Source organism: Nocardia sp. NPDC041819 (assembly GCF_055590505.1).
In genome coordinates, this window is record NZ_JBVJAP010000001.1 from 1146499 (window position 1) to 1169477 (window position 22979).

The 22979-nt window shown below is 69.5% G+C and carries 16 protein-coding genes; 7 read left to right on the forward strand and 9 right to left on the reverse strand.

Features of this window, described 5'->3' with window-relative positions; all coding sequences use genetic code 11:
- Window positions 1-167: 167 nt before the first annotated feature.
- From ACZ6DL_RS05475 to ACZ6DL_RS05485, 3 genes are read left to right on the forward strand one after another with little or no spacing between them, the layout of a single operon-like run.
- Complete coding sequence (locus ACZ6DL_RS05475) at window positions 168-6587, forward strand: type I polyketide synthase (RefSeq protein ID WP_466049158.1); 6420 nt, start codon at window positions 168-170, stop codon at window positions 6585-6587.
- 28 nt (window positions 6588-6615) lie between these two features.
- The gene (locus ACZ6DL_RS05480; protein WP_466049159.1) at window positions 6616-8013 is read left to right on the forward strand and encodes a condensation domain-containing protein; all 1398 of its coding nucleotides are present in this window, start codon (window positions 6616-6618) and stop codon (window positions 8011-8013) included.
- 9 nt (window positions 8014-8022) lie between these two features.
- Window positions 8023-8706, forward strand: a complete 684-nt coding sequence (locus ACZ6DL_RS05485) for a DUF3108 domain-containing protein (RefSeq protein WP_466049160.1) — start codon at window positions 8023-8025, stop codon at window positions 8704-8706.
- Window positions 8707-8751: 45 nt separating this feature from the next.
- On the opposite strand, the gene ACZ6DL_RS05490 is transcribed toward ACZ6DL_RS05485, so the two are convergent.
- The 9 genes from ACZ6DL_RS05490 to ACZ6DL_RS05530 all read right to left on the reverse strand — a co-directional run bounded on the left by ACZ6DL_RS05490 (window position 8752) and on the right by ACZ6DL_RS05530 (window position 18500).
- Window positions 8752-8964: a hypothetical protein gene (locus tag ACZ6DL_RS05490; RefSeq protein WP_466049162.1), complete on the reverse strand. Its 213-nt coding sequence runs from the start codon at window positions 8962-8964 to the stop codon at window positions 8752-8754.
- 80 nt (window positions 8965-9044) lie between these two features.
- Window positions 9045-11162, reverse strand: a complete 2118-nt coding sequence (locus ACZ6DL_RS05495) for an MMPL family transporter (protein ID WP_466049163.1) — start codon at window positions 11160-11162, stop codon at window positions 9045-9047.
- Window positions 11159-12358, reverse strand: a complete 1200-nt coding sequence (locus ACZ6DL_RS05500) for a peptide synthetase (protein WP_466049164.1) — start codon at window positions 12356-12358, stop codon at window positions 11159-11161. Before ACZ6DL_RS05500 ends, ACZ6DL_RS05495 begins: the two co-directional genes overlap by 4 nt.
- Window positions 12359-12384: 26 nt before the next feature.
- Complete coding sequence (locus tag ACZ6DL_RS05505) at window positions 12385-13431, reverse strand: NAD-dependent epimerase/dehydratase family protein (RefSeq protein WP_466049165.1); 1047 nt, start codon at window positions 13429-13431, stop codon at window positions 12385-12387.
- Window positions 13428-13700 (reverse strand): hypothetical protein, encoded by a 273-nt coding sequence (locus tag ACZ6DL_RS05510; RefSeq protein ID WP_466049167.1) that lies wholly within the window; start codon window positions 13698-13700, stop codon window positions 13428-13430. Before ACZ6DL_RS05510 ends, ACZ6DL_RS05505 begins: the two co-directional genes overlap by 4 nt.
- A 5-nt stretch (window positions 13701-13705) precedes the next feature.
- Window positions 13706-15385, reverse strand: a complete 1680-nt coding sequence (locus tag ACZ6DL_RS05515; protein WP_466049168.1) for a fatty acid CoA ligase family protein — start codon at window positions 15383-15385, stop codon at window positions 13706-13708.
- A complete protein-coding gene (locus ACZ6DL_RS05520; protein ID WP_466049169.1) occupies window positions 15382-16296 on the reverse strand; it encodes a beta-ketoacyl-[acyl-carrier-protein] synthase family protein in 915 nt (304 codons plus the stop codon). Before ACZ6DL_RS05520 ends, ACZ6DL_RS05515 begins: the two co-directional genes overlap by 4 nt.
- 8 nt (window positions 16297-16304) lie before the next feature.
- On the reverse strand, window positions 16305-17357 hold the full coding sequence (locus ACZ6DL_RS05525; protein ID WP_466049171.1) for a 3-oxoacyl-ACP synthase III family protein: 1053 nt from the start codon (window positions 17355-17357) through the stop codon (window positions 16305-16307).
- Window positions 17358-17837: 480 nt separating this feature from the next.
- A complete protein-coding gene (locus ACZ6DL_RS05530) occupies window positions 17838-18500 on the reverse strand; it encodes a TetR/AcrR family transcriptional regulator (protein WP_393229507.1) in 663 nt (220 codons plus the stop codon).
- A 103-nt stretch (window positions 18501-18603) separates the two neighbouring features.
- On the opposite strand from ACZ6DL_RS05530, the gene ACZ6DL_RS05535 reads away from it, so the two are divergent.
- The 4 genes from ACZ6DL_RS05535 to ACZ6DL_RS05550 are packed head-to-tail and all read left to right on the forward strand — an operon-like array spanning window position 18604 to window position 22969.
- Window positions 18604-19479 (forward strand): metal-dependent hydrolase, encoded by an 876-nt coding sequence (locus ACZ6DL_RS05535; protein ID WP_391463115.1) that lies wholly within the window; start codon window positions 18604-18606, stop codon window positions 19477-19479.
- Window positions 19476-20546 carry a PDR/VanB family oxidoreductase gene (locus ACZ6DL_RS05540; protein ID WP_466049172.1) on the forward strand — a complete coding sequence of 357 codons (1071 nt, stop codon included), beginning with the start codon at window positions 19476-19478 and terminating at the stop codon, window positions 20544-20546. Before ACZ6DL_RS05535 ends, ACZ6DL_RS05540 begins: the two co-directional genes overlap by 4 nt.
- A 36-nt stretch (window positions 20547-20582) precedes the next feature.
- Window positions 20583-22049: a flavin-containing monooxygenase gene (locus tag ACZ6DL_RS05545; protein ID WP_466049174.1), complete on the forward strand. Its 1467-nt coding sequence runs from the start codon at window positions 20583-20585 to the stop codon at window positions 22047-22049.
- On the forward strand, window positions 22046-22969 hold the full coding sequence (locus tag ACZ6DL_RS05550; RefSeq protein ID WP_466049175.1) for a short-chain dehydrogenase/reductase: 924 nt from the start codon (window positions 22046-22048) through the stop codon (window positions 22967-22969). The genes ACZ6DL_RS05545 and ACZ6DL_RS05550 overlap by 4 nt, the downstream gene beginning before the upstream one ends.
- The last annotated feature ends 10 nt before the right edge of the window (window positions 22970-22979 follow it).

Here is a 22979-nt window from a genome sequence, read left to right on the forward strand (position 1 = left end):
GTTTCGAGATGCCACAAATGGTTCGGCGGGTGAATTGTGAACTGTCCCTGAGTCCGCGACGGTGGGTGTGGTGGCCGTTACGCTGAGGCCGTCGTCAGCTGCGCACACGCTAATTCGTGAATCGCCGAAAAAATGGCGGTCAACTTGATCCGACCCGGAGGATATGCATGTCGGATATCGCAATCGTCGGCATCGGCTGCAGGTTTGCAGGCGGAATCGACTCGCCCGACACCTTTTGGGAATTCGTCCTGGACAAACGCGACGGTGTGGTCGAGATGCCGGCCGATCGCTGGGATTACCGCCGCTACTACGACCCGGAGCCACGCACGCCGGGACGCAGTTACACCAAGCGCGCGGCATTCATGACGATCGATCCGTGGGAGTTCGACCCGGACTTCTTCGGCATCTCCGCTCGCGAGGCGACCGTGCTGGATCCGCAGCAGCGGCTGATGCTCGAAGTGACCTGGGAGGCGCTCGACGACGCCGGGATCGCGCGGCACGCGGCGGGCCGCTCGATCGGCGTCTACGTCGGCGGGTTCGTGGTGGACCAGTCGGTGATCGGCGTGGTCGGCCCTGCCCTGTTCCACACCGACATGCACACCCCGGCCAGCGCGTCCTACACGATGCTGTCCAACCGGATCGCCTACGCCCTCAATCTGGTCGGTCCCGCGCTCACGGTCGACACCGCGTGCTCGTCGTCACTGGTCGCCTTTCATCTCGCCTGTCAGGCGCTGGAGAACGGCGACTGCGAGGTGGCGCTCGCGGGTGGCGTGAACGTCATGCTGCAGCCGGAGACCTTCGTCCTGATGTGCAAGGGCGGCTTCTTGGCCGCGGATGGCCGCTGCAAATCCTTCGACGCCTCGGCCGACGGCTACGGACGCGGCGAGGGCGCGGGCATGGTGGCGCTGAAGAAACTCGACGACGCGGTCCGCGACGGCGACCGGATCTACGCGGTGGTCAAGGCGACCGGCTCCAATCAGGACGGCCGCACCACGGCGATCACCGTGCCCAACGCCGAATCCCAGGAGAACCTGGCCCGTTCGGTGTGCGTGCGCGCGGGACTGGCGCCGAACGAGATCACCTACGTCGAGGCGCACGGCACCGGCACATTGGTGGGCGATCCGGTCGAGTTGCGCGCGCTCGGGCGGGTGTTCGGCGCGCCTGCCGGGCGCACGCGCTCGCTGGGCGTCGGCTCGGTCAAGTCGACACTCGGTCACACCGAGGCCGCGGCCGGTGTCGCGAGCGTGATCAAAGCGGCGCTGGCCATCCACCATCGCACCATCCCGCCGCAGGGCTGGCTCGACAAACCCAATCCCGACATCCCGTTCGACGAACTCGGACTGCACGTCCAGCTGGAAGCGGAGGAACTGCCCGAGGACGCCGAGCCGATGACGATCGCGGTCAACGGCTTCGGCTACGGCGGCACCAACGCCCACACCATCCTGCGGGAGTTCCGCCGGGAACCCAGCGCAACCAACGCGCCCGCACGGCATCTCGGTGTGCTGCCGATCTCGGCCCGCAGCACCGGCGCGGCACGTGCGCTGGCAGGGCGGTTCGCGGATCTGATCACCGCGGGCGCCGATCCCGGCCGGCTGGCCGAGGCCGCCTGGACCCGCATGGCACACCATCAGTACCGCACGGGCATGCTCGTCGGCGAGACCGCCGATCTGGTACGGGATCTCCACCTGTTCGCCGCGGGCGAGGGGCGCGACGCCGCGCGGACGATCGCGGCGCGGACGGCGGAACCGGTGTTCGTGTTCTCGGGCATGGGTCCGCAGTGGTGGGGGATGGCCCGCGAATTACTGAGCGGTGAGAGCGTTTTCGCCGATACAGCCGCGGCGATCGACACGGAGTTCCGCGAGATCGCCGGCTGGTCGATCATCGAGGAACTGCTGCGACCCGAGGAGGAGTCCCGGGTCGCCAGGACCGAAGTGGCGCAACCGGCCAACTTCCTCGTCCAGGTGGCGCTGGTGCGGGAGCTGGCGGAGTACGGCATCCGTCCCGCGGCCGTGGTGGGGCACAGCGTCGGTGAGGTGTCGGCGGCCTACGTGAGCGGCATGCTGTCGCTGCGCGACGCGGTCCTGGTGGCCTATCACCGCGCCCGGCTGCAGGCGACCACCGCGGCCTCGGGTGGGATGCTCGCGGTCGGAATGTCGCCCGAACAGGCCCGCGGACTCGTCGGCGACGACCCGCGGGTGGACATCGCCGCGATCAACAGCGCGAGCTCACTGACCTTGTCCGGCGAAATCGACCGCTTGGACGAGATCGCCGAAAAGCTCACCGAGGACGGTATCTTCGCCCGCCGGTTGCGTGTCGAGGTGCCGTACCACAGCCGGTTGATGGACCCCATCCTCGACGAGCTGCGCGCGGCGCTGGCCGGGCTCGAGCCGAAGGCGCCGATCGTGCCGCTGTACTCGTCGGTCACCGGCGAACGGGTGACCGGCCCCGACTGGAACGCCGAGTACTGGTGCGCGAACGTACGAGAGCCCGTCCGGTTCGCCGACGCGGTCACCGAGCTGATCGCCGCGGACAGCCGGGTCTTCCTGGAGGTGGGCCCGCACCCGGTGCTGTCGGGCAACATCCGCGAGACTCTGCTGGGCGCGGACGTCAACGGCACGACGGTGCCGACACTGGATCGCAAGCAGCCGGATTCGGAGAGCCTGCGCCGCACCCTCATCGGTCTCTACGCCGCGGGCGTGCTCGACCTCGACGAGCTGTTCCCCGCCAGGGACCCCGCCACGCCGCACGTGCCACTGCCGCGTTATCCCTGGCAGCGGACCCGGCTGCATTCGGCGCTGCCGCTGTTCGAGCAGGCGCGCCTGGGCAGCCCCGGCACCTACGCCATGCTCGGCGATCCGGACGTCGAGGGCAGGCCGGACTGGTTGCTTCAGGTCGGCACCGAGCTGCTGCCGTGGCTGGCCGACCACGTCGTCAACGGCATCAAGATCATGCCGGGCGCGGCGTACCTGGACGCCGCGCTGAGCGCCACGGCCTCCCGTCTCGGCGTCGAACGCGTGGCGCTGGAACAGGTTCGGTTCGTGGCCCCGCTCATCATGGGCGCGCCGGACGTGCCGCTGGTGGCGCTGACCGTCGAGGAGGTCAGCGGCCGCTTCCTGATCCGATCGCGTTCGGCGACGGGAACGGCCTGGACGGTGCACGCTTTCGGCCGCACGCTGACCGGCAGCCACAAGCCCACGAAGGTCACGGTTCCCACCCTGGATGTCGGGCTCGACGTCGACCCGCAGATGTTCTACACCGGCCTGGCCGCGGCGGGGCTGCAGTACGGTCCGGCCTTCCGACGCGTCACCTCCGTGCGTGTCGGCGCGGACGCGGTGGTCGCCACTGTCGACGGCACCATCGCCGCGGACTCCGGACACCTCGCCCACCCCGCGGTGGTCGACGCCGCGATGCAGTCCGCGGCCCTGCTGTTCGCGGACGCCAGGATCGATGAAGGCACGCTGGTTCCGGTCGGTGTCGCGGCGGTGCGGCTGGTCGCACCGCTACCCGAGCGGATCACCGTGGTCGCGCGCCGCGATCCGCGGGCCAGGCTGCGCGCCGACGTGGATCTGCTCGACGACGAACACAACCTCGTGATGCGATTGAGCGGCTTACAGATCGGTGCGCTCGCGCCGGGCCAGGATCCGCTGCATCGGATGGTCGACTTCTACTACGCCGAGACGCTGGAACGACGCGATCCGCTCGATCCCGATGCGCTGCCGAAGGACTCGGTGACCACCGTGATCGTCGCGCTGGGCGGCAACTGCCGTCGTGCGGGGCAACTGGCCGCCGCCCTCCCCGGCTCCCGGCTCTACGTGGCAGGCGTCGCGGGCCGCGAACTCGCCGCCGACCTGGCCGCGACGCTGGCGGCAGCCAAGGCGGAGTGCACCGACCGGCTGCACGTCTGCGTGGTCGCGGGGACCGTCGAGGACGATGTCGCCGATCTGTGGACCCTGGAGCGGATCGCGGTGGCCCTCGACGAGTTCGTCCACCCCGAGATCGCCGACGAGGGACCCAAGAGCGTCTTCGGTGAGGGATGGTGTCATGCCACCCTGGTGACCGAACAGGCGTTCGCGCTGCCCGGCAGCCCGATCCCGCCGAATTCGAATCATGCCGCGCTGGCCGGCGCTCGCCGGGTGCTGCTCAACGAGCAGTCGGCGCTGCGCTGGCGGCTGATCGACGTGGAACCCGACACCGAGATCACCGATCTGATCGGGGAGCTGGCCGTACCGGGCGCGTTCTGGAACGACAACCTCGACGAGGTCGTCCTGCGCGCGGGCGAGCGCTGGGCTCCGTTGGTGACCAAGCCGCTGCAGGAGCGCCTCGACACCCTCGACACCGCCGAACCGCTGACCGACCCGGAGGCCAACTTCGCGCTGGAGCTGCCCCGGACCCGGATGCTGTCGGCGTTGGCCTGGCGGCAGTGCCCGCGGCGCGAGCCGGGGCCGGGGCAGGTCGAGGTCCGGATGAAGATCATCGGTCTGAACTACAAAGATCCGCTCAAGGTCATCGGCCTGCTCGGCGAGCGCGAGCTCGCGCCCACCTATTTCGGCACCGTGCCCGGCATGGAAGGTGTCGGCGAGGTGGTGCGCGTCGGCGACGGGATCACCGATCTCGCCGTGGGCGAGCTGGTCGCGATCGCGGCCAAGGGCATGATGCAGCGCTACGTCGTCGTCGACCGGCAGCTGACCATTCCGCTGCCGCCCGACGCCGATCCCGGATACTGCACCAGCACCATCGCCTTCGGCACGGCCGAGTACGCGCTGCTGGATCTGGCCCGGCTGGAGCCGGGCGAGACGGTGCTGATCCACGGCGCCGCGGGCGGTGTCGGCACGGCCGCGATCCAGGTGGCCAAGGACCGCGGGGCACGCATCATCGGCACCGCGAGCACCGACGAGCGCCGCGCCCACGTGCTCGCCCTCGGCGCCGATCACGCGATCGACTCGCGCTCGCTGAACTTCGTCGACGACGTCCTGGAGCTGACCGGCGGCAAGGGCGTCGAGGTCGTGCTCAGCAGCGCGCCGGGGGAGATCCTGCGCCAGAACTTCAACGCCGTCGCGGAATTCGGGCGCATCGTCGAGGTCGGCAAGGCCGACATCTACACCGGCGGACTGCTCGAGATGGCCAACTTCGACAAGAACGTGGCGTACTTCTCGATGGATCTGGACCGCCTGGTCGCCGTCGACGCGCAGCGGCTGACCCGGCTGCTGCAGCGGGTCTACGAGAAGGTGCTCGCGGGCACCTACCAGCCGCTGCCGTACAAGCTGCTGGAAACCGACGAGGTGGGCAAGGCCTTCGAGGAGACCATTCGCTCGACCGGCCTGGCCCGGATCGCGTTGCGCATGGATTCGCCAACGCCGACGGTGCGGCCCTACCTGCCCGAAATCCAGATCGACAGCACCGCGACCTATCTCGTCACCGGCGGGTTCGGTGGATTCGGGATGGCCATCGGGCGCTGGCTGGTGCTGCGCGGGGCGCGGCGGCTGGTCCTGCTCGGCCGCGGCGGCGCGAGCACCGAGGAAGCACGAAGGCAGCTCGAGGCGTGGCGCACCGTCGGCGTCGACGTGGTCGAGGAGCGTGCCGACGTGACCGACCCGGAGGCTGTCGCCACGATCGTCGCGCGGTCCCACAGCGCCGAGCATCCGCTGCGCGGAGTCTTCCACGCCGCGGGAGCCGTGGCCGACAACCGTTTGGCGGCGATGCGATTCGAGGAGCTGGCCAAGGTGTACCGCCCGAAGGTGCACGGCGCCCGGGTGCTGCATCGAGCCGTGGCCGATGCCGGGATCCGGTTGGACATGTTCGTGCTGTGCTCCTCGGGCGGTTCGATGTACGGCATCTACGGCCAGTACAACTACTGCGCGGCCAATGTGGCGGTGGAGTCGCTGGCCGAGGAATGGTCCAGGGCGGGCGAGCGGGCGCTGTGCGTCGGCTGGGGTCACCTGTCGGGTGCGACAGGCGGCATGGCCGCCGACGAGACGGCCCTCAAGTACCTCGATCTGGTGGGCTTCGATCCGATCGACATGGCCGACGCGACTGCCTATCTGGAGCAGACGCTGCGGCTGGGCGACGCTCGCGCGGCGATCATCCCGACCGACTGGGCCAAGCTGACCGGTACTTTCCCGCAGCTGACCCGGACGGGCCGCACGATCGCGCTGGCCCAGTCCTCCGCCAAGGACACCTCCGAACTGGCCCGGTTGCGGGCCGAGGTGGCCGCGATCGAGGAGAACAAACGCGGGGCCTTCGTCGCCCGCAAGATGGCCGAGGAACTCGCCGTCGTCATGGGTGTGCCGGTCGAGTCCATCGACATGACCGTTCCGGTGCCCGAACTCGGGCTGGATTCGCTGATGGCGGTGGAACTCGGCGCGCGGGTCACCAAGACCCTCGGCATCGACCTGATGTCGCTGCAGATGGGCCGATCGTTCAGCCTGGAGCAGGCAGGCCCGAAGGTGGCGGAGCTGATCCTGGCCGCGGATTCCGGTCAGGCGCAGCCGGTTGCCGACCTCGTTCCGTCGATGGCGGGACCGGCGCCGTCCAACGGCGCCGCGGCCGAACCGGTGCCCGCGTTGGCGGGGGCCGAGGCCAGGCCGTGACCGACCGTCGTCGAAACGAGGTGGCATCGTGGTCGGTTTCGGGCTGATCGATGAGTGGGAGCCGGGGCCCGGCAGGCTGGTCAGCTGGGCGGCGTCACCGGAGTCGGTGGCGCGCGCCCGGCGGGCGCCGGTGCACCCGGCCCCGCCCTCGCACCAGCAGGAGCAGTATCTGCGGCTGGCCGATCGGCACGCCCAGGCGGACTTCCGGTACTCGGGACTGTGCCTGGTGACGGCGGAGATCCCGGCAGGCGGCCTCGACCTGGCCGCGATGACGCGGGCGGTGAACGCGTTCCTGTTGCGCCACGACACCTTTCGGACCTGGTTCCGGATCGACTCCGCGGGCACGATCGAGCGTCACCTCGTGCCCGCGCAGGACGTCGAGTTCGTCCCGATCGACTACGGCCGCGTCGACGAGGCCCGGGCCATCCGCGATCACGTCCAGAAGACGACGCCGGGACCCTTCGACTGGGACTGCTTCAGCTTCGGCGCGATCGAACGCGAGGAATCGACCACGGTCTACCTGGCGGTCGATCATCTGCACACGGACGGATTCGGCCAGTACCTGTCCGGATTCGACCTCGCGCTGCTGTATGTGCGCGAAGTGTGGGAAGACGTGGGCATGCTGGCCCCCGCGGCCAGCTACCTCGACTACTGCACCGCCGAGCGGGAGTACACGAGCCGGATGACGCTCGCCTCGCCCGGCGTGCGCAAGTGGCTGGAGCTCATCCGCGGCAACGACGGCGAACTGCCGTCGTTCCCCTTGGATCTGGGCAAGCGCACCGAGGTGTACAACCGTAGCGCGCACCGCACGATCACCCTGTTCGACGAGCACACCGCGCTGCGGTTCGAGCGGGTCTGCCGCGCCAACGGCGCGGAATTCGTCGGTGGCATCTTCGCCGCGGCGGCGCTGGCCGAGCGCGAGCTCATCGACAGCGACTATTACTTCGGCATGACGCCGGTCAGTACCCGCAGCAGCGCCGCGGAACGCGCGTCGGTCGGCTGGTACGTGACGCTGCTGCCGGTGGCCTTTCCGATCGGCGCCACCACCACCTTCGCGCGCGCCGCGACCATCGCGCAGCACGCCTACGAGAACGGCCTGCGCCTGGCCCCCACCTCGTTCCAGCGCGTGGTGGAACTGCTGCCCGCCGACTCCGATCTGGACCTGAAACCGGGCTGGTCCACGCCGATGATCTCGTATGTGGACACCCGGGAGCTGCTCGGCAACGAGTTGTTCGACCTGGGTTCGTGCGGGCTGTACGCCAATCGTGCCGCCTCCGAACAGGTGCTGATCTGGATCAACCGGTTCGCGTCGGAGACCACGCTGAGCGTCATCTACCCGGACACCCCGGTGGCGCACGGCTCCGTCGAACGCTATGTCGCCACCCTTCGGCGCGTGTTCGCGGCGGCGGCCGAGGACACACTGTGAGGAGAACAGGTGCACAGCGCATTTCGTGACCCCGGAATTCCCGACGGAGAGAAGTCCGTCTACATCGCCACCATCGCCGACCGGGCGCCGAAGCTCGACCTGGTCAGCGTGGTCGCTCACGACGGCGACGGCTACCGCTCGATCGTCGAGGCCGGCCTGGGAAACGGGAATTTCGCGATGACCATCGAGCAGCGGTTCCTGCGCTCGGGAGACCGGCTCCGGGCCGAGTACTACCGCGCCGAAACACGCTCGGGCACCACGGTGGTCAGTCGTGAGGAAGCCAACTTCCTCGACACCGTCCATCTGCAGTTCGGTGGCGGGATCGCGCCCTTTCCCGCCGATGTGATGCCGCTCGCCGGTGGCCTGACCCTGCTGCGCGGCCTGGACTTCGCCGAGGGCGCCGAGGAGTGCGTGGATCTGTGGCTGGCGTTCTCGGTGCACATCCCGCTCGGCGCCAAAGTGGAGCAGCGCACCGTCGTCGAGGTACCGGCCGGGCGCATCAGCTGCTGGCAGGTCCGGCTGCGGCCGCGGTTGTCCGGACTGAACATGATGCTGGAGAAGGTGCTCGCCGGATTCCTGCCACCCGCGGTGGCGCATTTCGACGCGGCCCCGCCCCATCGCCTGGTCCGCCTCGGCTTCCCGACCGGCCCGATGCCCTGGGATCCTCGCGGCCTGCTGGAACTTGTTGCCTAGCAACCTGTCGAGGCGCGGCCGAAAGAGAAACGAAGAGCCGCGGTGTCAGCTGATCTGGGTGCCCGACCAACCGAAACCGAAGCTGTGGCCCTCGGAGGAGCAGGACAGGGCGCCTCGTCCACCCCCGGTGCGGCGGGCGCCGCCGTTGGTGAGGGTGCCCGCGATCGGCGGACTGCCCGCGACACCGTGCGATCCGGTGAGTCCGAAGGTGGAGTCACAGGAGGGCTGCGGGGTGCGCGCACCGAGCCGCAGGCCCACAGCGGCGGGGTGCTGTGCCCCTTCGCGGGCCGCGTGAAGTATGCGTCGTGCCCGGTCGGCGAGACCCGATCAGCACCGAGTCATCTCGTGGCCGACGTACGTTCCGGAATGCGGGCGACGGTGGCCGTCACGACGTGGCGGGGGCGGCCGGGCGACCACCAGTTGGCGGGCCCCATCAGCTGGACCAGGGCGGGCACCAGGAGCATACGGACGAGGGTGGCGTCCACGACCAGGGCAATGATCATGCCGAGACCCAGGAAGCGCATGGGGGTCAAGGGGGACAAAGTGAACGCTCCGGTGACGATCACCAGCAGGGTCGCGGCGGCGGTGATCACGCGAGCGGTCTTGACCGTGCCCGCCCGCACCGACGCGGCGGTGTCGGCGCCCGCGTCGTGCGCTTCGACCATGCGCGACAGCAGGAACACCTCGTAGTCGGTGGAGAGCCCGAAGACGACCGCGATGATCAGCACCAGCATGCCCGCGGTGATCGGGCCGGTGCTCACGCCGAGCACGCCGGACAGATGCCCGCCGCAGAAGATCCAGGTGAGCACGCCGAAGGTGGCGGCGAGGCTCAGGAACGCCAGGGCGACCGCCTTGAGCGGCAGCACGATCGAGCGGAACGCGGCCGACAGCAGCGCCATCGTCGCGCCGACCATGACGAGGATCATCCACGGCATCGCGGCGACGATGGAGCGCACGCTGTCCACGGTGGCAGCGGTGTCGCCGCCGACCCACAGCACGGTGCCGTCCGGGGGACTCACCGCGCGCAGGGCGCGGACCGAGGCACTCGCCGCTTCGGTGCGGTCGGTGTCGCGCAGGAAGGCGTGGAAGACGACGAAGTCCTCGGCGCGACCCACCTGGACGACCTGCCGCACACCGTCGATCTCGCTCAGCGCCGCCGCGACCGTGTCCACGGCGGCAGACTGCGGCGGCCCGTCCGTGCCGTGCAGCACGGCGGTGGCCCCGCTGCCCGCCGCGGGAAACTGCGCGGTGAGTTCCTCGACGGCGACGCGCATGGGGCTGTCCGCGGGCAGCGCGCGATGGTCGATGTCGCCCAGTCGCAGCCCGGCCAGCGGCGCCGCGAAGACCAGGAGGACGGCGCCGACGGCCATGGTCACCAGGGTGGGCCGCCGCAGCACGCGATCGACCAGGCCGCCCCAGAACCGGTCGCTGCGATCGCTCGCTCGCCCGGCGCCGATACGCGCGCCGAACAGGGCCAGCAGTGCGGGCAGCACGGTGAGCGAGAGCCCGGCGGCCAGCGCCACCGCCGTGATCGCGCCGACGCCCAACGACCGCAGCACCGCCTGCGGGAAGACGAACATCCCCGCGAACGCGCAGACCAGCAGCAGCGCCGAGAACGCGATCGTGCGCCCGGCGGTCGCGTAGGTGCGCGTGATCGCGGCGCCCGCGTCGTGCCCGTCCGCGACCTCCTCGCGGAACCGGGTGACCAGGAACAGCCCGTAGTCGATGGCCATCCCGAGCCCCAGCAGCGAGGCGATGTTCATCGCGAACGTGCTCACCTCGGTGAGTTCGGCGAGCACGCGGATGGCGCCCATCGCGCCCAGCACGGTCAGGCCACCGACCACGACCGGGAAGGACGCGGCGACGAGCCCGCCGAACACCAGCACCAGGATGAGCAGCGTCAGCGGCAGCGAGATCGATTCCGCCCGCAGCAGATCGTGCTGGGACTGCGCGTTGATCTCCGTGGAGACCGCGCTGTAGCCGGACAGATCGGTCGCGACACCCGGGACGCGCAGTTGCGGTTCGATGTCCGGATACACGCTGACGCGCTGGTTGGCGTCACCGGCCAGATATACGACGGCCAGTGCGTGCCGGTCGTCCGCGGAGCGCAGGAACTGCTTGCGTGCGATTCCGGCGTTCCAATAGGTTTCGATCGGCCGTTGCAGCAGCGCCGGGTCGATCCGCGCCAGCGATTCCCGCACCCGGGGGCCGATGTCGTCGAGCGTCTGGCCCTGCGGCGCGGTGTACCGCACCACCACGTCCGGATTCTGCGGTCCGAAATGCTCGCTCACGAGCCGGTCCACGTGCGCGGATTCGCTGCCGGGATCGATGAACCCGGCCGCCGTCACCTTCTCGGATGCTCCGATGCCGAGCAGACCGGCCAGCAGCATCACCCCGGTCACGACGGCGAGCACCCCCCGCGGCCGGGCGAGCACGAGCCGGGCGAGGGCGGTCATCTCACGGCCGCATCGTGCGGGGCCGACTCGGCTTCCAACCGCGCGGCGATCTTGTCCAGCAGCGCCTCCAGCCGGGGCTCGATGCCCGCGCCGTTGCGGCAGGACACGGTCAGCTCCAGCTTTCCGCGCGACTCGACCATGGCGAACAGCAGCGGCATCGCGCCGCTGTGCTGGGGCAGCAACCGCATGGTCGTCGGCGTCCAGCCGGGCACGGCCATCTCGTCGAGATCGACGCTGCCCATGTGGGAGATGGTGGCCGACACCATGTTCCGGTTCAGCCGTGCCCCGAGCCAGTTGCTGCCGCGCAGCACGCCGCGGATGACGGGGGCCGGGAACTTCGACAGCTTGCCGTTGTCCAACTGGTTCAGTTCGCTTCTCTCCCGCAACCCGGCGCGCATCCGGCCGCTGATCGTCGCCCAGTCCTCGCCGGGCGCCACGTCGAGAAACAGAGGCAATGCCAGGTTCCCGGTCGAGCGCAGCTCGGGAACGTGCCTGCGCAGATCGACCGGAATCATGAAGCGCGACCGGGCCCCCGACTCCGCGGCCAGGACCGCCGCCACCCGTGCGACGATGCCCTTGCCGGTCGCCTCGATCGTGCGGTGGCGCAGCAGCCAGCGTGGGGCCGCCGGATCCTGGCGGCCGTGGCCGGTCGGCGCCCGGAACGTGGGCAGCACCCGGGTCGGTTTGCCCGGCGCGCCCACCCGCGCCACCAGTTCGGCGTCGGCGACCGGGTCGGCCGCGCCGACGGGCGGAAGGCCGCGCAGTGCGCGGAAGACGTCGTCCACCCATATCCGCAGGCCCATGCCGTCCATCGCGCCGTGAAAGGCGCGGAACACGACGGTGGTCCGGTCACCGGTCAGCAGCAGCACCTCGGTGGTCCGCTCCGGGGTGGGACCGATCGGGCTGTCGAGTACCGCGTCGTGTTCGAGCGCGTCGTAGTTCAGCGACCATCCCGGCACGACGCGCACCGTGGCGGCCAGACCGCTGTCCACCCAGTCGCCGCCGTCGCGGACCAAGCGGGCGCCGGGGTCGGCCGCCGAGGCCACGTCGACGGCCCGTTGCAGGGCGGCCGGGTCGAGGCTGCCGTCACCGTGTACGGCGATATGCATGACGAACGGCGGAGTCACCCGCCGTGTGGCGAAGTAGAGGCGTTCGGTGGGTGTGATCTTCCGGCGGAAGACGGGAGCGTTGCTCATGCTGATCTCCGGTACCGAGGTGGCGCTCAGCGCAGATTGCGGGTGAGTTCGACCGCTCCGCCCTGGGCGGGCAGCCAGGCGAGGAACGCGGCCAGTCCGCTGTCGCGGTCCACCACCGGCCGGTAGCCGAAATCGCGTGCGGCGGCGGTGGTGTCGTAGGTGGCGCTGCGGGTCATCAGGGCGACGGCGTAGCGCGAGAGCGGCGGCGACCAGCGCGTCGCGACGGCAGGGATGCGCCAGATCGTCTCGATGACGCGCACCGCCGCTTCGATCACCCTCGGATGGGGTTTCCTGGTCGGCGGCTGGTACCCCAGCCGAACGGCGACCTCGCCGAGGAATCCCCACACGTCGGTCCGCTCGGCGTCGGCGACGAAATACGCCTTGCCGCCGACCGCGTCCGACGCGGCCGCCTTCACACAGGCGTCGACGATGTTGTCGACGTGACACAGCGAGGCGTAGACGGTGCGGCCGAAGGACAGGTCCGGCAGCGTTCCCGCACCGGCCCGGCCGAGCAACCGCACGATGGGACCGGACCGGTCGCCGGCTCCCCAGATCGCGCGGGGGCGCAGCGCGCAGGTGCGGAACCCTTCGGTGTCGGCGGCCAGTACCGCCCGCTCGGCCGCGGCTTTGGTCTCCGAGTACAGGTTCAGGTAGCGCCGGGGATAGGGCACTGATTCGTCGACGTCGATCTGATCGCTGCCGTGGTAGTCCATCAGCGCGCTCGGACTCGAGATGAACACGAATCGCCCCGCCCCGCCGCGCCGGGCCGCTTCGAGCAATCGCTCGGTGGCCCGGACGTTCTCGTTCCAGAACTGCTGCCGGGTACCGCGCTCGTCCACCCGGGCCGCGCTGTGGAACACGATGTCGACCCCACGGGTCGCTCGTTCGAGCGAGGCGGGATCGGTCAGGTCGCCGTAGACCAGCTGGATCTTGTCGACGTCGGCGCCGAGGTCGGTCAGATCGCTGGTGCGCCGCACCAGGATCGACACGTGATGCTCGCCGTCGCGCACCAGCCTGCGTACCAACGCGCCGCCCAGGAATCCGGACGCACCGGTCACCAGAACTTTGCTCATTGCCGTTCCTCCTTGCCGGGCTGGGTTCGCCACCAGGTCAAGCCGAAGACCTGCGTCAGGACCGCCGTCTCGAACCGGCCGCGTCCGGAACCCTCGGCGGCGCGCAGGGCCACCGGGATCTGCGCCGCGTGCACGACGACGCTCAGGAACGCGTCGATCCACCAGGCGGCGCGCAGGATCCGGCCGTCCGGGACGCGGCCGGTCGCGGCGGCGAGGGCGCCGCAGGCCAGATACAGCCACCCCAGGACGGGAACCGCCCGCAATGCCATCGTTTTCATCGTCGGTTGTCCGTTCCGAGCCGCTCGGCCGCCCAGATCGTGAGCTGTTCGCGCCCGATCTTCGCGTTGTGCCGGATGTCCACCGGGAACGACGGGTGAATCAGGAAGTCGTCGATGGTCCTGGTGAGGTCGAACCGCGCCCCGTGGGCCCGCAGCGCGGCCTCGACGACCTGCGCGTCCGCGCCCGGCTTCGGCTCCACGCAGAGCACCGGTCGCTGCGCTCCGCGCGCCCCGACCCCGACCAGCGCCGTGCGGGCCACGCCCGCCACGGTGTTGAAGACTTGTTCGACCTGGACGGTGAACATCGGACCGCGCGCCGTGACCACCCGCTGACTCTTGCGTCCGCAGAACCAGATCCGTCCTTGATCGTCGATCCACGCGAGATCGCCGGTGCGGTGCCAGATCCGGTCGCCGTCGGCGATCTTGCCCAGCATGTTCGCCTGCTCCGGCCAGTAGTACCTGGCGCTGACATTCGGCCCGGCGACCACGAGTTCACCGATCCCGCCGGTGTCCTCCAGCCCGCCCGCGAGCTCTTCGGCCCGGCTCCACGTCGGGATGGCGTCGTCGGTGATGGCGACGATGCGCGCCTGCACCTGGTGGGAGGGCCTGCCGAGGCAGGTTCCCGCCCCGCGGTGCGCCCGTTCGACCAACCCGTCCAGCAGTTCCCTGGACTCGATGGTGGACATCGGCAGTGCCTCGGTGGACCCGTATCCGGCGACGACCTTCGCGTCCTCGCCGAGCACCGCGCGCAGTCCGGCGACGCACCAGTCCGGCACCGGCGCGCCACCGGAATAGATGCTGTCGAGCGTGTTCAGCTCGGCCGGCCGGGTGCGCAGGTGTTCCAGCAGCGGGATCAGCACCGCCGGGGAGGCGAACATGGTTCGCACGCCGAACTTCTGGATCGCGTCGACGACATGTGCGGGATCGGTCGCGCCGACCTTGCTCGGGATGAGCGGCGGCAATACGCAGCGCGAACCCAGGAGCAGATCCAGCACACCGACCAGCGGGAGAGTGATCAGCGAGGCCTCCGGCGCCACCTCGCCGCGCGCCACGTGCACCTGCTCCACCATCGCGGCCAGATTGCCGTGCGTGAGCTGCACGGCCTTGGCTGGTCCGGTGCTGCCGGTGGTGAACGCGATGAACAGCAGGTCGTCCTCGGTGGCCGGTCGGCCCGCGGTGACCGAGCCGGCGGGCGTGCGGCCCCAGTCCCGCAGCGACTCGCCTCGCCAGAACCACCGCCTGCCGACGGTGACGGCGGTGTGGACGCCGCGGAAGCCGCGCCGGAACAGCACGCGCAGCGCGTGCGCCTGCGGGATGCCGATGAACGCCTCGGCGTCCACGGCGCGCAGGCAGCGCAACATCTTTCGCACGCCCATCCCCGGGTCGATCACCACGGCCACCGCGCCGATCTTGAGCAGCCCGAACATGATCGCGTACAGCTCCGGGCTCGGCAGCACCAGCACGATGGTGCGTGTCCCGGTGCCGACACCCGACGCCGCGAGCCGCTGGGCGATCGTCTCCGACCACGCGTCCAGTTCGCGATAGGTCAGGTGCCGGTAGGCCGGCAGGCCATCGGGGCCGACCCCGTCCGCGTAGCGCACGGCCACCCGGGTGGGGTCGGTGCGGACGACCGCACGAAACCGATCGATGGCCTGCCAGTAGGTTCCCGTCGTCACGCAGGCGCCCCGGCGAAGACGGGCAACCGGTAGAGCACCGCCGCCGCCGAAGGACCGGCCCCCGCCGCGACGAACAGCACCTCGCGGTGCTCGGCGAGGGCGTCGTCCGCGACCGCCAGGTCGTAGGCCGCGGTGAGTGCCGCGGTGTGCGGGTCGCCGTCGCGCAGGTCCGGAGTGCGCACCGCGCGCCGATCGATGCCGAGGGCGGCGGCCAGCCTCTTCGGGAACTCCGGGCTCGGCGTCGACGCGATCAACGCGATCCGCTCGAACGAGGCGTGCCCGGATTCGGCGAGCGCTTGCCGCGCGGCGTCGACGGCCACCTCGAGCAGTCGGTCCTCGAAGCCGGGCTCCCGTTCCACGGTCATCGCGCCGCGACCGGTGTTGCCCATGGTCGAGACGTCGACGTAGGCCTCCACGGCGGGCGTACCCTCCCCGGCGACGGTGTGCACCCGGCCGAAGCCGGTCGGCTCGTCGGTGCGCTCGAGCAGTAGCGCCGCGCCGCAGGTGGCGTACGGGAACCGTTCGTCGCCGACCGAGCGAAGCAGCGACGGGTGGGTGTCGCCCGAGACGATCAGCACGTGCTCGGCACTGCCGGTCTCCAGGACGGAGGTGGCCACCTGGATCGCGTTGAGCACGCTGACCGCCCCGTTCATCAGGTCGAACGAGAAGGTGCGCGGGTCGTCCTTGGCGTATTCGAGCCCGATACCCGCTGCCTTCTGGATCAGCGCCGACACCGCCGGTTCGACGGTGTTGGAATCCCGGAAGATGCCCGCGTTGATCAGCAGCCCGACCTGTTCGGGAAGGATCCCGGCACGCTCGAGGCTCCGCTTCGCCGCGCGGGCGCTGTGCTCGACGATGCTGTTGGTGTCGCCGCCCCGGCTGACGCCGGTGGACTTGATGCGTACGCTCATGACCTACCTCAGACCTTCAGCGACGAGATGGTGGTGGACAGGAACCCGGTGACGATGCCGGAGGCCGCGGGCACCAGCAGCAACTTCGATCCCGCGGGGATGTTCTGCTCGCCGAGCTGATCGTGCAGAACGATGAAATGCGAAGTGGTGGAGGTGTTCCCGTACTTCTCGATGACCCGCAGATCCGGCGGCATCGGGCTGCCGAACTCGCGCTCGGCGATCGCGTTCATCCACGGGATGGCCGCGGCGCCGAACTGGTGGTGGATCACGTAGTCGAACTTCTCGTCGGCGAAGGTCCTGCCCTGCGCCGCGAGGAATTTCCGCTGGGTATTGGTACCGAGCAGGAAGCGGTCCTCGTTGTGCATCCGGCGGTTGTCGGTGTACATCGCGATGCCCTGCGTCTTGCCGCTCGGCATGCCCAGACACAGCTGCGCGTATTCCGCCGCGGTCATCATCTCGATGTAGTGGATCATGTCGTTTTCGTCGACCGCCTGGTCCAGCACGATCGCACAGCCGGAATCGCCGACGGACAGCGAAGCGAATTGCGGATCGTATTTCTGGGAAATCTCCGCGATCGCGGTCTCGGCGATCGGAGTAATGGCCTCACCGCTGACCACCAGGCCGTTTCGAACGGCGCCGGACCGAATCATTCGGTCCAGGATGTAGGTGCCGGTGAGCATTCCGGCGCAGGCGTTCGTGATATCGAATGTAATGGCGTTCTTGGCTCCGATAAGGCGACTTATCGAACCCGCGAACGATGGCTCCATGTATACCCGGGTCGCGTGCTTGCTTCGGGTGATCGAGGCGGAGATGACGACGTCGATCTCCTCCGGAGCGTACTTCGACCTGGACAAACAGTCCTCTACCGCCTTGACGGCCAGCGTGAACGAGTCCTCGTGACTTTCCGGCCTGGTATCGCGTACCCGGCGTTCGCGGACGCCGGTGATTTTCTCCAGATCGAACGAAGGCGGTTCTTTCAGCCCGGAAAGCAATTCCGCGGTGGTGACAACTCGGGAAGGCAGATAGGCGCCGATGGATTCGAAGCGAGAATGGGGAGACACGAGCGCTCCTGAAATCGTGGAGAGATACGGTTCCGGATCGACTCTGATCGTCGGTGCGATGAACACTACCCGACGGTAACAACGAATGACTACAGCCATTTCGCATCGCCGTCTGAGACGGAAATCACGGCCAGCAGTACATGTTTCGTGAGGTATCACCAACCGGTGACCGGCTGGCTATGGCTTGCCAGTATGGCTATTCGACCTGCTGATTCGGTTTGTCACCGCATTTCGGGTTCGACGCGGTGCGCGTCGCGCGACGCTCGCGGCGGCGCCGCTTTCGGAATGGCTATCGATCGGCTATTGCCGGATGGTGGCGGTTCGTGAGTCGTCGGCACGAGGTCTCTCTCGCCGGATGTGAGTGACTTCACTGTGCGCCGCGCCTTCGGTGCGGATCGCCTGTCGCTCGATTTGACTTCACGCCGAACAGGTTGTGGCAGAAGGGAAGTCGGGTGGCGCGGTGATCGGCGCGAGGCGGAATCAGGCTTCGGTGCTCAACGCGGAGCGCGCGGTGGCGATTCGCTCGATGACGTCGGCGGCGTGCGCGTCGAAACGTTCACGGGAGACGGGGATTTCGCCGTCGAGCCAGGGCCGGTAGAGGTAGGCCAGTGCGCCGAAGATGGCGCTGGCGTTGAGCGCGTAGTCGTGCTCGTCGGGCACCGGCTGGCTGTAGTCGCCCGCGCTGATGGTCAACGCGATCGGCGCGGTGAACAAGCCGATGAGTTCGTTGGCGCGCGGCATGAGCACGGGGGTGGCCTGCGATTCGATGAACATGATCCGGCCGCGGCGGCGGTCGGCCAGGAGATAGTCGGTGAAGACGCCGACCATGTGGCGGAACATCGCGTCGCGTTCGATGGGCGCGTTGGGCAGCTCGTCGAGCAGCCGGTCGCGCGCGCCGAGGACGACGGTGTCCAGCACGGTGGTCAGCAACGCGTCCAGGTTCGGGAAGCTCTCGTAGAAGTAGCGCTCGGTGAGTCCGGCCTGCCTGCACACCCCGCGCATCGACGTCTCGGCCGCGCCTACGGTCGCCATCAGCTCCGTGCACGCCTCGACCAGCTGTTCCCGGCGCGCGGCGACGCGATCGGCGGGCGATTGCCCGCGCCAGCGGCGCATGCCCGGAATCGACCCGTCGGCTTGGTCCATAGCGTCATCCTCTCATAGGACCGAATTGACATCATGTGATGTTGACAGCACCTGATGTCACCAATACATTGCGAAGACACCGATCGATGACGAGGGGTGCGAGATGGGTTCTGCCGTATACGCCGACCAGACACACGCCATCAACGCGCGCGCGGTGGAATTCGACTTCGCCACGGTGCCGATGCATTACATCCCCGGCGAGGCGATGGCCACCCACATCATCAACGTGATGCACCTGGTGCTCCCCGAGGGTGAGCGCGCGATGGCGCAGGCGCTGGCCGAGGCGTTACCCCTGATCGACGACGAGCGGTTACGCGAGGAAGTCCGCGGCTTCATCGGCCAGGAATCCATGCATGCCAGTTCACACGAGAAGGCGCGCGAGCAATTGGAGCGGCTCGGCCTGGACGTCGGCCCGATGGTCGATCGCGTGAGCTGGCTGGTCGACCGCATCCTCGGCGACCACGGATTGACCGGCCGGGCCAAGCGCGAGTGGCTGTGCGAGCGGCTGGCGTTGTTCGCGGGCATGGAGCACTACACCGCGGTCATCGGGGAGTGGCTGCTCACCAACGACACCCTCGAAGCCAAGGGCATGCACCCGGCGATGCTGGATCTGATCCGCTGGCACGGCGCCGAGGAGGTCGAGCACCGCAGCGTCGTCTACGACGCGTACATGCACGTCGACGGCGGGTACGCGCGCAAGGCGCGGCAGGCGCTCATCGCGAGCGCGGGATTGCTCGTCCTGTTCGTCGTCTCCGGGGGCTACCTGTTCCACAAGGACCCGTCGCAGCACAAAGGACGATTCTGGCCGCTCCAGCTGGCCGGTGCGTCGGTGCGCGGCGTGGTGCCCAGCTTCACGACGTTCTTCACCGAGATTCCGCGTTACCTGCGGCCGGGCTTCCACCCGTCGCAACTCGGCCCGATGGACAACGCGCTGCGTTACCTCGCGCAGTCGCCCGCGGCGCGGGCGGCGAACGCGTGACCGCCGTGGGGGAGCGGTTCCAGCCCGGGGCCGCGCTGCGGTTGATCGGCTCGGCGGCCGACGCCTACAAGCGTCTGTTCGTCGAAAGCGACGCCGCGCAATTGCTTTCGCGCCCTGATCCGGTCCGCCGCACCGGCTACGAATTCGAGGTGGTCGTCGACCGGATCGGGCACGAGGCCGACGGGGTGGTGAGCTTGTGGCTGCGCCACCCCGAGGGCGGTCCACTGCCCGCGTGGACGCCGGGCGCGCATCTGGACGTCTTCTTGCCGTCCGGCCGGCAGCGACAGTATTCGCTCACCAACGACCCCGCCGACCGCGGGTTCTACCGCATCGCGGTGCGCCACATCGCCGACGGCGAGGGCGGATCCACGGAGATCCACCGAGATCTGCGGGCCGGTGACCGGCTGTGCGTGCGCGGTCCGCGCAACGCGTTCCCGCTCGTCGAGGCGCCGTGTTATCTGTTCGTCGCGGGCGGCATCGGGATCACGCCGATCCTGCCCATGGTCGCCGCGGCCGAACGCGCGGCGGTGCCCTGGCGGTTGATGTACCTGGGCCGGTCCCGCTCGCGCATGCCGTTCCTGTACGACCTGGCCCGGTACACCGGCGGCGACGTGGTGGTGCGGCCGGACGACGAGTACGGCGTGCCCGACGCGCGGATGATCTTCGAGCAGACGCCGCCCGGCGCCGCGGTATACGTGTGCGGGCCGCCGCCGCTGGCCGAGGCCGCGCGTGCGGTGCTCGCACTGCACGATCCGACGGCCTCGCTGCACACCGAGCGCTTCTCGCCGCTGCCCGTGCGCGACGGCGAGCCGTTCCGGATCAGGTTGCATCGCAGCGGGTTCGACGTGGAGGTCGCGGCCGACGAGTCCGCGCTCAGCGCGATCCGGCGTGTACTGCCCGGCGTGGCCTACTCCTGTCAGCAGGGATTCTGCGGCACCTGCAAGACACGGGTGCTCACGGGCGCGGTGGACCACCGGGACCGGTCGCTGCTCGAATCCGAGCGCGCGGAGACGATGCTGACCTGCGTCTCCCGGGCGCGCGGCGGCGAACTCGAACTGGATCTGTGAGCTCGGCGGGCTACGCGCCCGCAGCGGAAGGAAGACATGGCTGCGCATCCGGAACACGTGCCAGTCGCGGTGATCGGGGCCGGGATAGCCGGGATCGGTCTGGCGGTCGCGCTGCGCGAAGCGGGCGTCGATGATTTCGTGCTGCTCGAGCGCGCGGATGACCTGGGTGGCACCTGGCGGGCGAACACCTATCCGGGCTGCGCCTGCGACGTGCCCTCCCAGCTGTACTCGTACTCCTTCGCGCCCAATCCGAACTGGTCGCGCACCTACGGCACGCAGCGGGAGATCCTCGCCTACCTCCGGTCGGTCGCGACGCGCCACGACGTGGTGCGGCACATGCGGTTCGGCGTCGAATTGCTCGAGGCGCGCTGGGACGACGCGGCCACCCTGTGGCGGCTACGTACCGGTCGCGGGGACCTGACCGCGGCGGTGCTGGTTTCCGCCGTCGGGCCGTTCAGCGAGGCGCGGATCCCGCGGGTGCCGGGCGCGGACACCTTCGAAGGGACGCAATTCCATTCGCTGCACTGGGATCACGAACACGATCTCACCGGCGAGCGCGTCGCGGTGATCGGCACAGGCGCGTCGGCCGTGCAGTTCATCCCGGAGATCCAGCCCTTGGTGGGCAAGCTGACCGTGTTCCAGCGTTCGGCGCCGTGGATCGTCTCGCGCCTGGATCGCCGCACGCTGCCCGCCGAACGCGCGCTGCTGCGCCGGGTCCCCGCGCTCGGCAAAGCGATCCGCGGTCTCTTCTACACCGGCATCGAAGGCTTCGGTCTGGTCGGCTTCGTGGACAAGCGGTTCCGGCATCCGTACGAGGCGCTGGGCAGACTCCAGCTGCTGCGCCAGGTGCGCGATCCGCAGCTGCGTCGCAAACTCACCCCCGATTACGTGATCGGTTGCAAGCGGGCGATCTTCTCCGACGCCTACTATCCGGCCCTGACCCGGCCGAACGTCGAAGTGGTCACCGAGGGCATCCGGGAGATCCGCGCCCGGTCGATCGTCACCGCCGACGGCGCGGAGCACGCGGTGGACACGATCATCTGGGGCACCGGATTCGGCGTTCCCCCCGCGGTTTTCGATCGGATCCACGGGCTCGGCGGTCGCTCCATCGGGGACCGCTACCGCGAGCGTCCGAGCAGCTACCTCGGTGCGGCCATGGCGGGCTTCCCGAACTTCTTCTGCACGCTGGGGCCGTTCGGGGCGGCGGGCAATCAGTCCGCGATCTATATGATCGAGGCGCAGGTGCGCTATATCGTCGATGCCGTGACCACCATGCGTGCGCGGAACATCCAGCGGATCGATGTGCGCGAGGAGGTGCAGCGAGCCTTCCTCGACGAGGTGACCGAGCGCAGTCGCGACACCGCCTGGCTGACCGGCGGTTGCCGCAGCTACTACCAGACCGCCGAGGGCGGCAACGCCGGTCTGTACCCGAACTGGAGTTTCGAATACCGGCGGCGCACAAGCCGTTTTGATCCGCAGTCCTACCAGTTGCGGGCCGGGTGAGCATCGTGGTCGTCGACCTGCTGCGTCAGCTGCTGTCCCCCCCTGCCGAGCACCGGCTCGATGTGCGCGACCGGGTGGTGGTGATCACCGGTGCGGGCACCGGAATCGGCCGCGCGCTCGCCGAAAAGCTCTACGCCTCTGGCGCTTCGGTGGCGCTGATCGACATCGACCAGGCCGCCGCCGCTGCCGTCGGGCGATCGATGGGGGAGCGCGCGCTGGTCGTGCGCGCGGACGTCTCCGATCGAATCGGGATGCGCGAAGCCATCTCCCGGGTGCGCGAGCGTTTCGGCCGGATCGATGTGGTGGTGGCCAACGCGGGGGTGGCGCCCGAGCCCGCCACGATCCGGACGATGAACCCCGGAGACTTCGATCGGGTCATCGGCATCAATGTGACCGGGGTGTTCAACACAGTGCATCCCGCGCTGGAGGACATCGTCGCCGCGAAAGGGCACGTCGTCGTGGTCTCCTCGGCCGCGGCGTTCGCGCCCGGCATGGCCGGTTCGCCCTACATGGTGAGCAAAGCCGCGGTGGAGCAGTTCGGGCGGGCGCTGCGGGTCGAACTCGCCGCGGTGGGCGCGACGGCGGGCGTGGCGTACTTCGGCATCGTCGACACCGCGATGACGCACGGCACGCTGGACGAGGACGAGCTGGGCGCCGACCTGGGCGCGTTGCTGCCGTGGCCGCTCAACCTGCGCATCACCGTGCGCGACGCGGCGGAATCCATCGCCGACGGCATCGCCCGGCGCGCGGCGCGCACCATCGCGCCGCCGCAGTGGGAGCCCTACGCGTTGTTCCGCGGCGTGATCAACGTGGTGCTGGACAGCAGGCTGGCGCGGGACCCGCGCGTGCACGAACTGATCCACCGGGTCGAACAGCGCGTCATCGACGTCGATCATCCCGTCACCCCGCTTCCGCGCTGACGCGCGCGGG

What these genes read in the sequence shown, in the direction of transcription:
- ACZ6DL_RS05500 (WP_466049164.1), bottom strand. Translation starts at nt 12,358, where the DNA reads ATGAGCAACGCTCCCGTCTTCCGCCGGAAGATCACACCCACCGAACGC.
- ACZ6DL_RS05535 (WP_391463115.1), top strand. Translation starts at nt 18,604, where the DNA reads ATGGGTTCTGCCGTATACGCCGACCAGACACACGCCATCAACGCGCGC.
- ACZ6DL_RS05520 (WP_466049169.1), bottom strand. Translation starts at nt 16,296, where the DNA reads ATGAGCGTACGCATCAAGTCCACCGGCGTCAGCCGGGGCGGCGACACC.
- ACZ6DL_RS05495 (WP_466049163.1), bottom strand. Translation starts at nt 11,162, where the DNA reads ATGACCGCCCTCGCCCGGCTCGTGCTCGCCCGGCCGCGGGGGGTGCTC.
- ACZ6DL_RS05475 (WP_466049158.1), top strand. Translation starts at nt 168, where the DNA reads ATGTCGGATATCGCAATCGTCGGCATCGGCTGCAGGTTTGCAGGCGGA.
- ACZ6DL_RS05530 (WP_393229507.1), bottom strand. Translation starts at nt 18,500, where the DNA reads ATGGACCAAGCCGACGGGTCGATTCCGGGCATGCGCCGCTGGCGCGGG.
- ACZ6DL_RS05505 (WP_466049165.1), bottom strand. Translation starts at nt 13,431, where the DNA reads ATGAGCAAAGTTCTGGTGACCGGTGCGTCCGGATTCCTGGGCGGCGCG.
- ACZ6DL_RS05510 (WP_466049167.1), bottom strand. Translation starts at nt 13,700, where the DNA reads ATGGCATTGCGGGCGGTTCCCGTCCTGGGGTGGCTGTATCTGGCCTGC.
- ACZ6DL_RS05545 (WP_466049174.1), top strand. Translation starts at nt 20,583, where the DNA reads ATGGCTGCGCATCCGGAACACGTGCCAGTCGCGGTGATCGGGGCCGGG.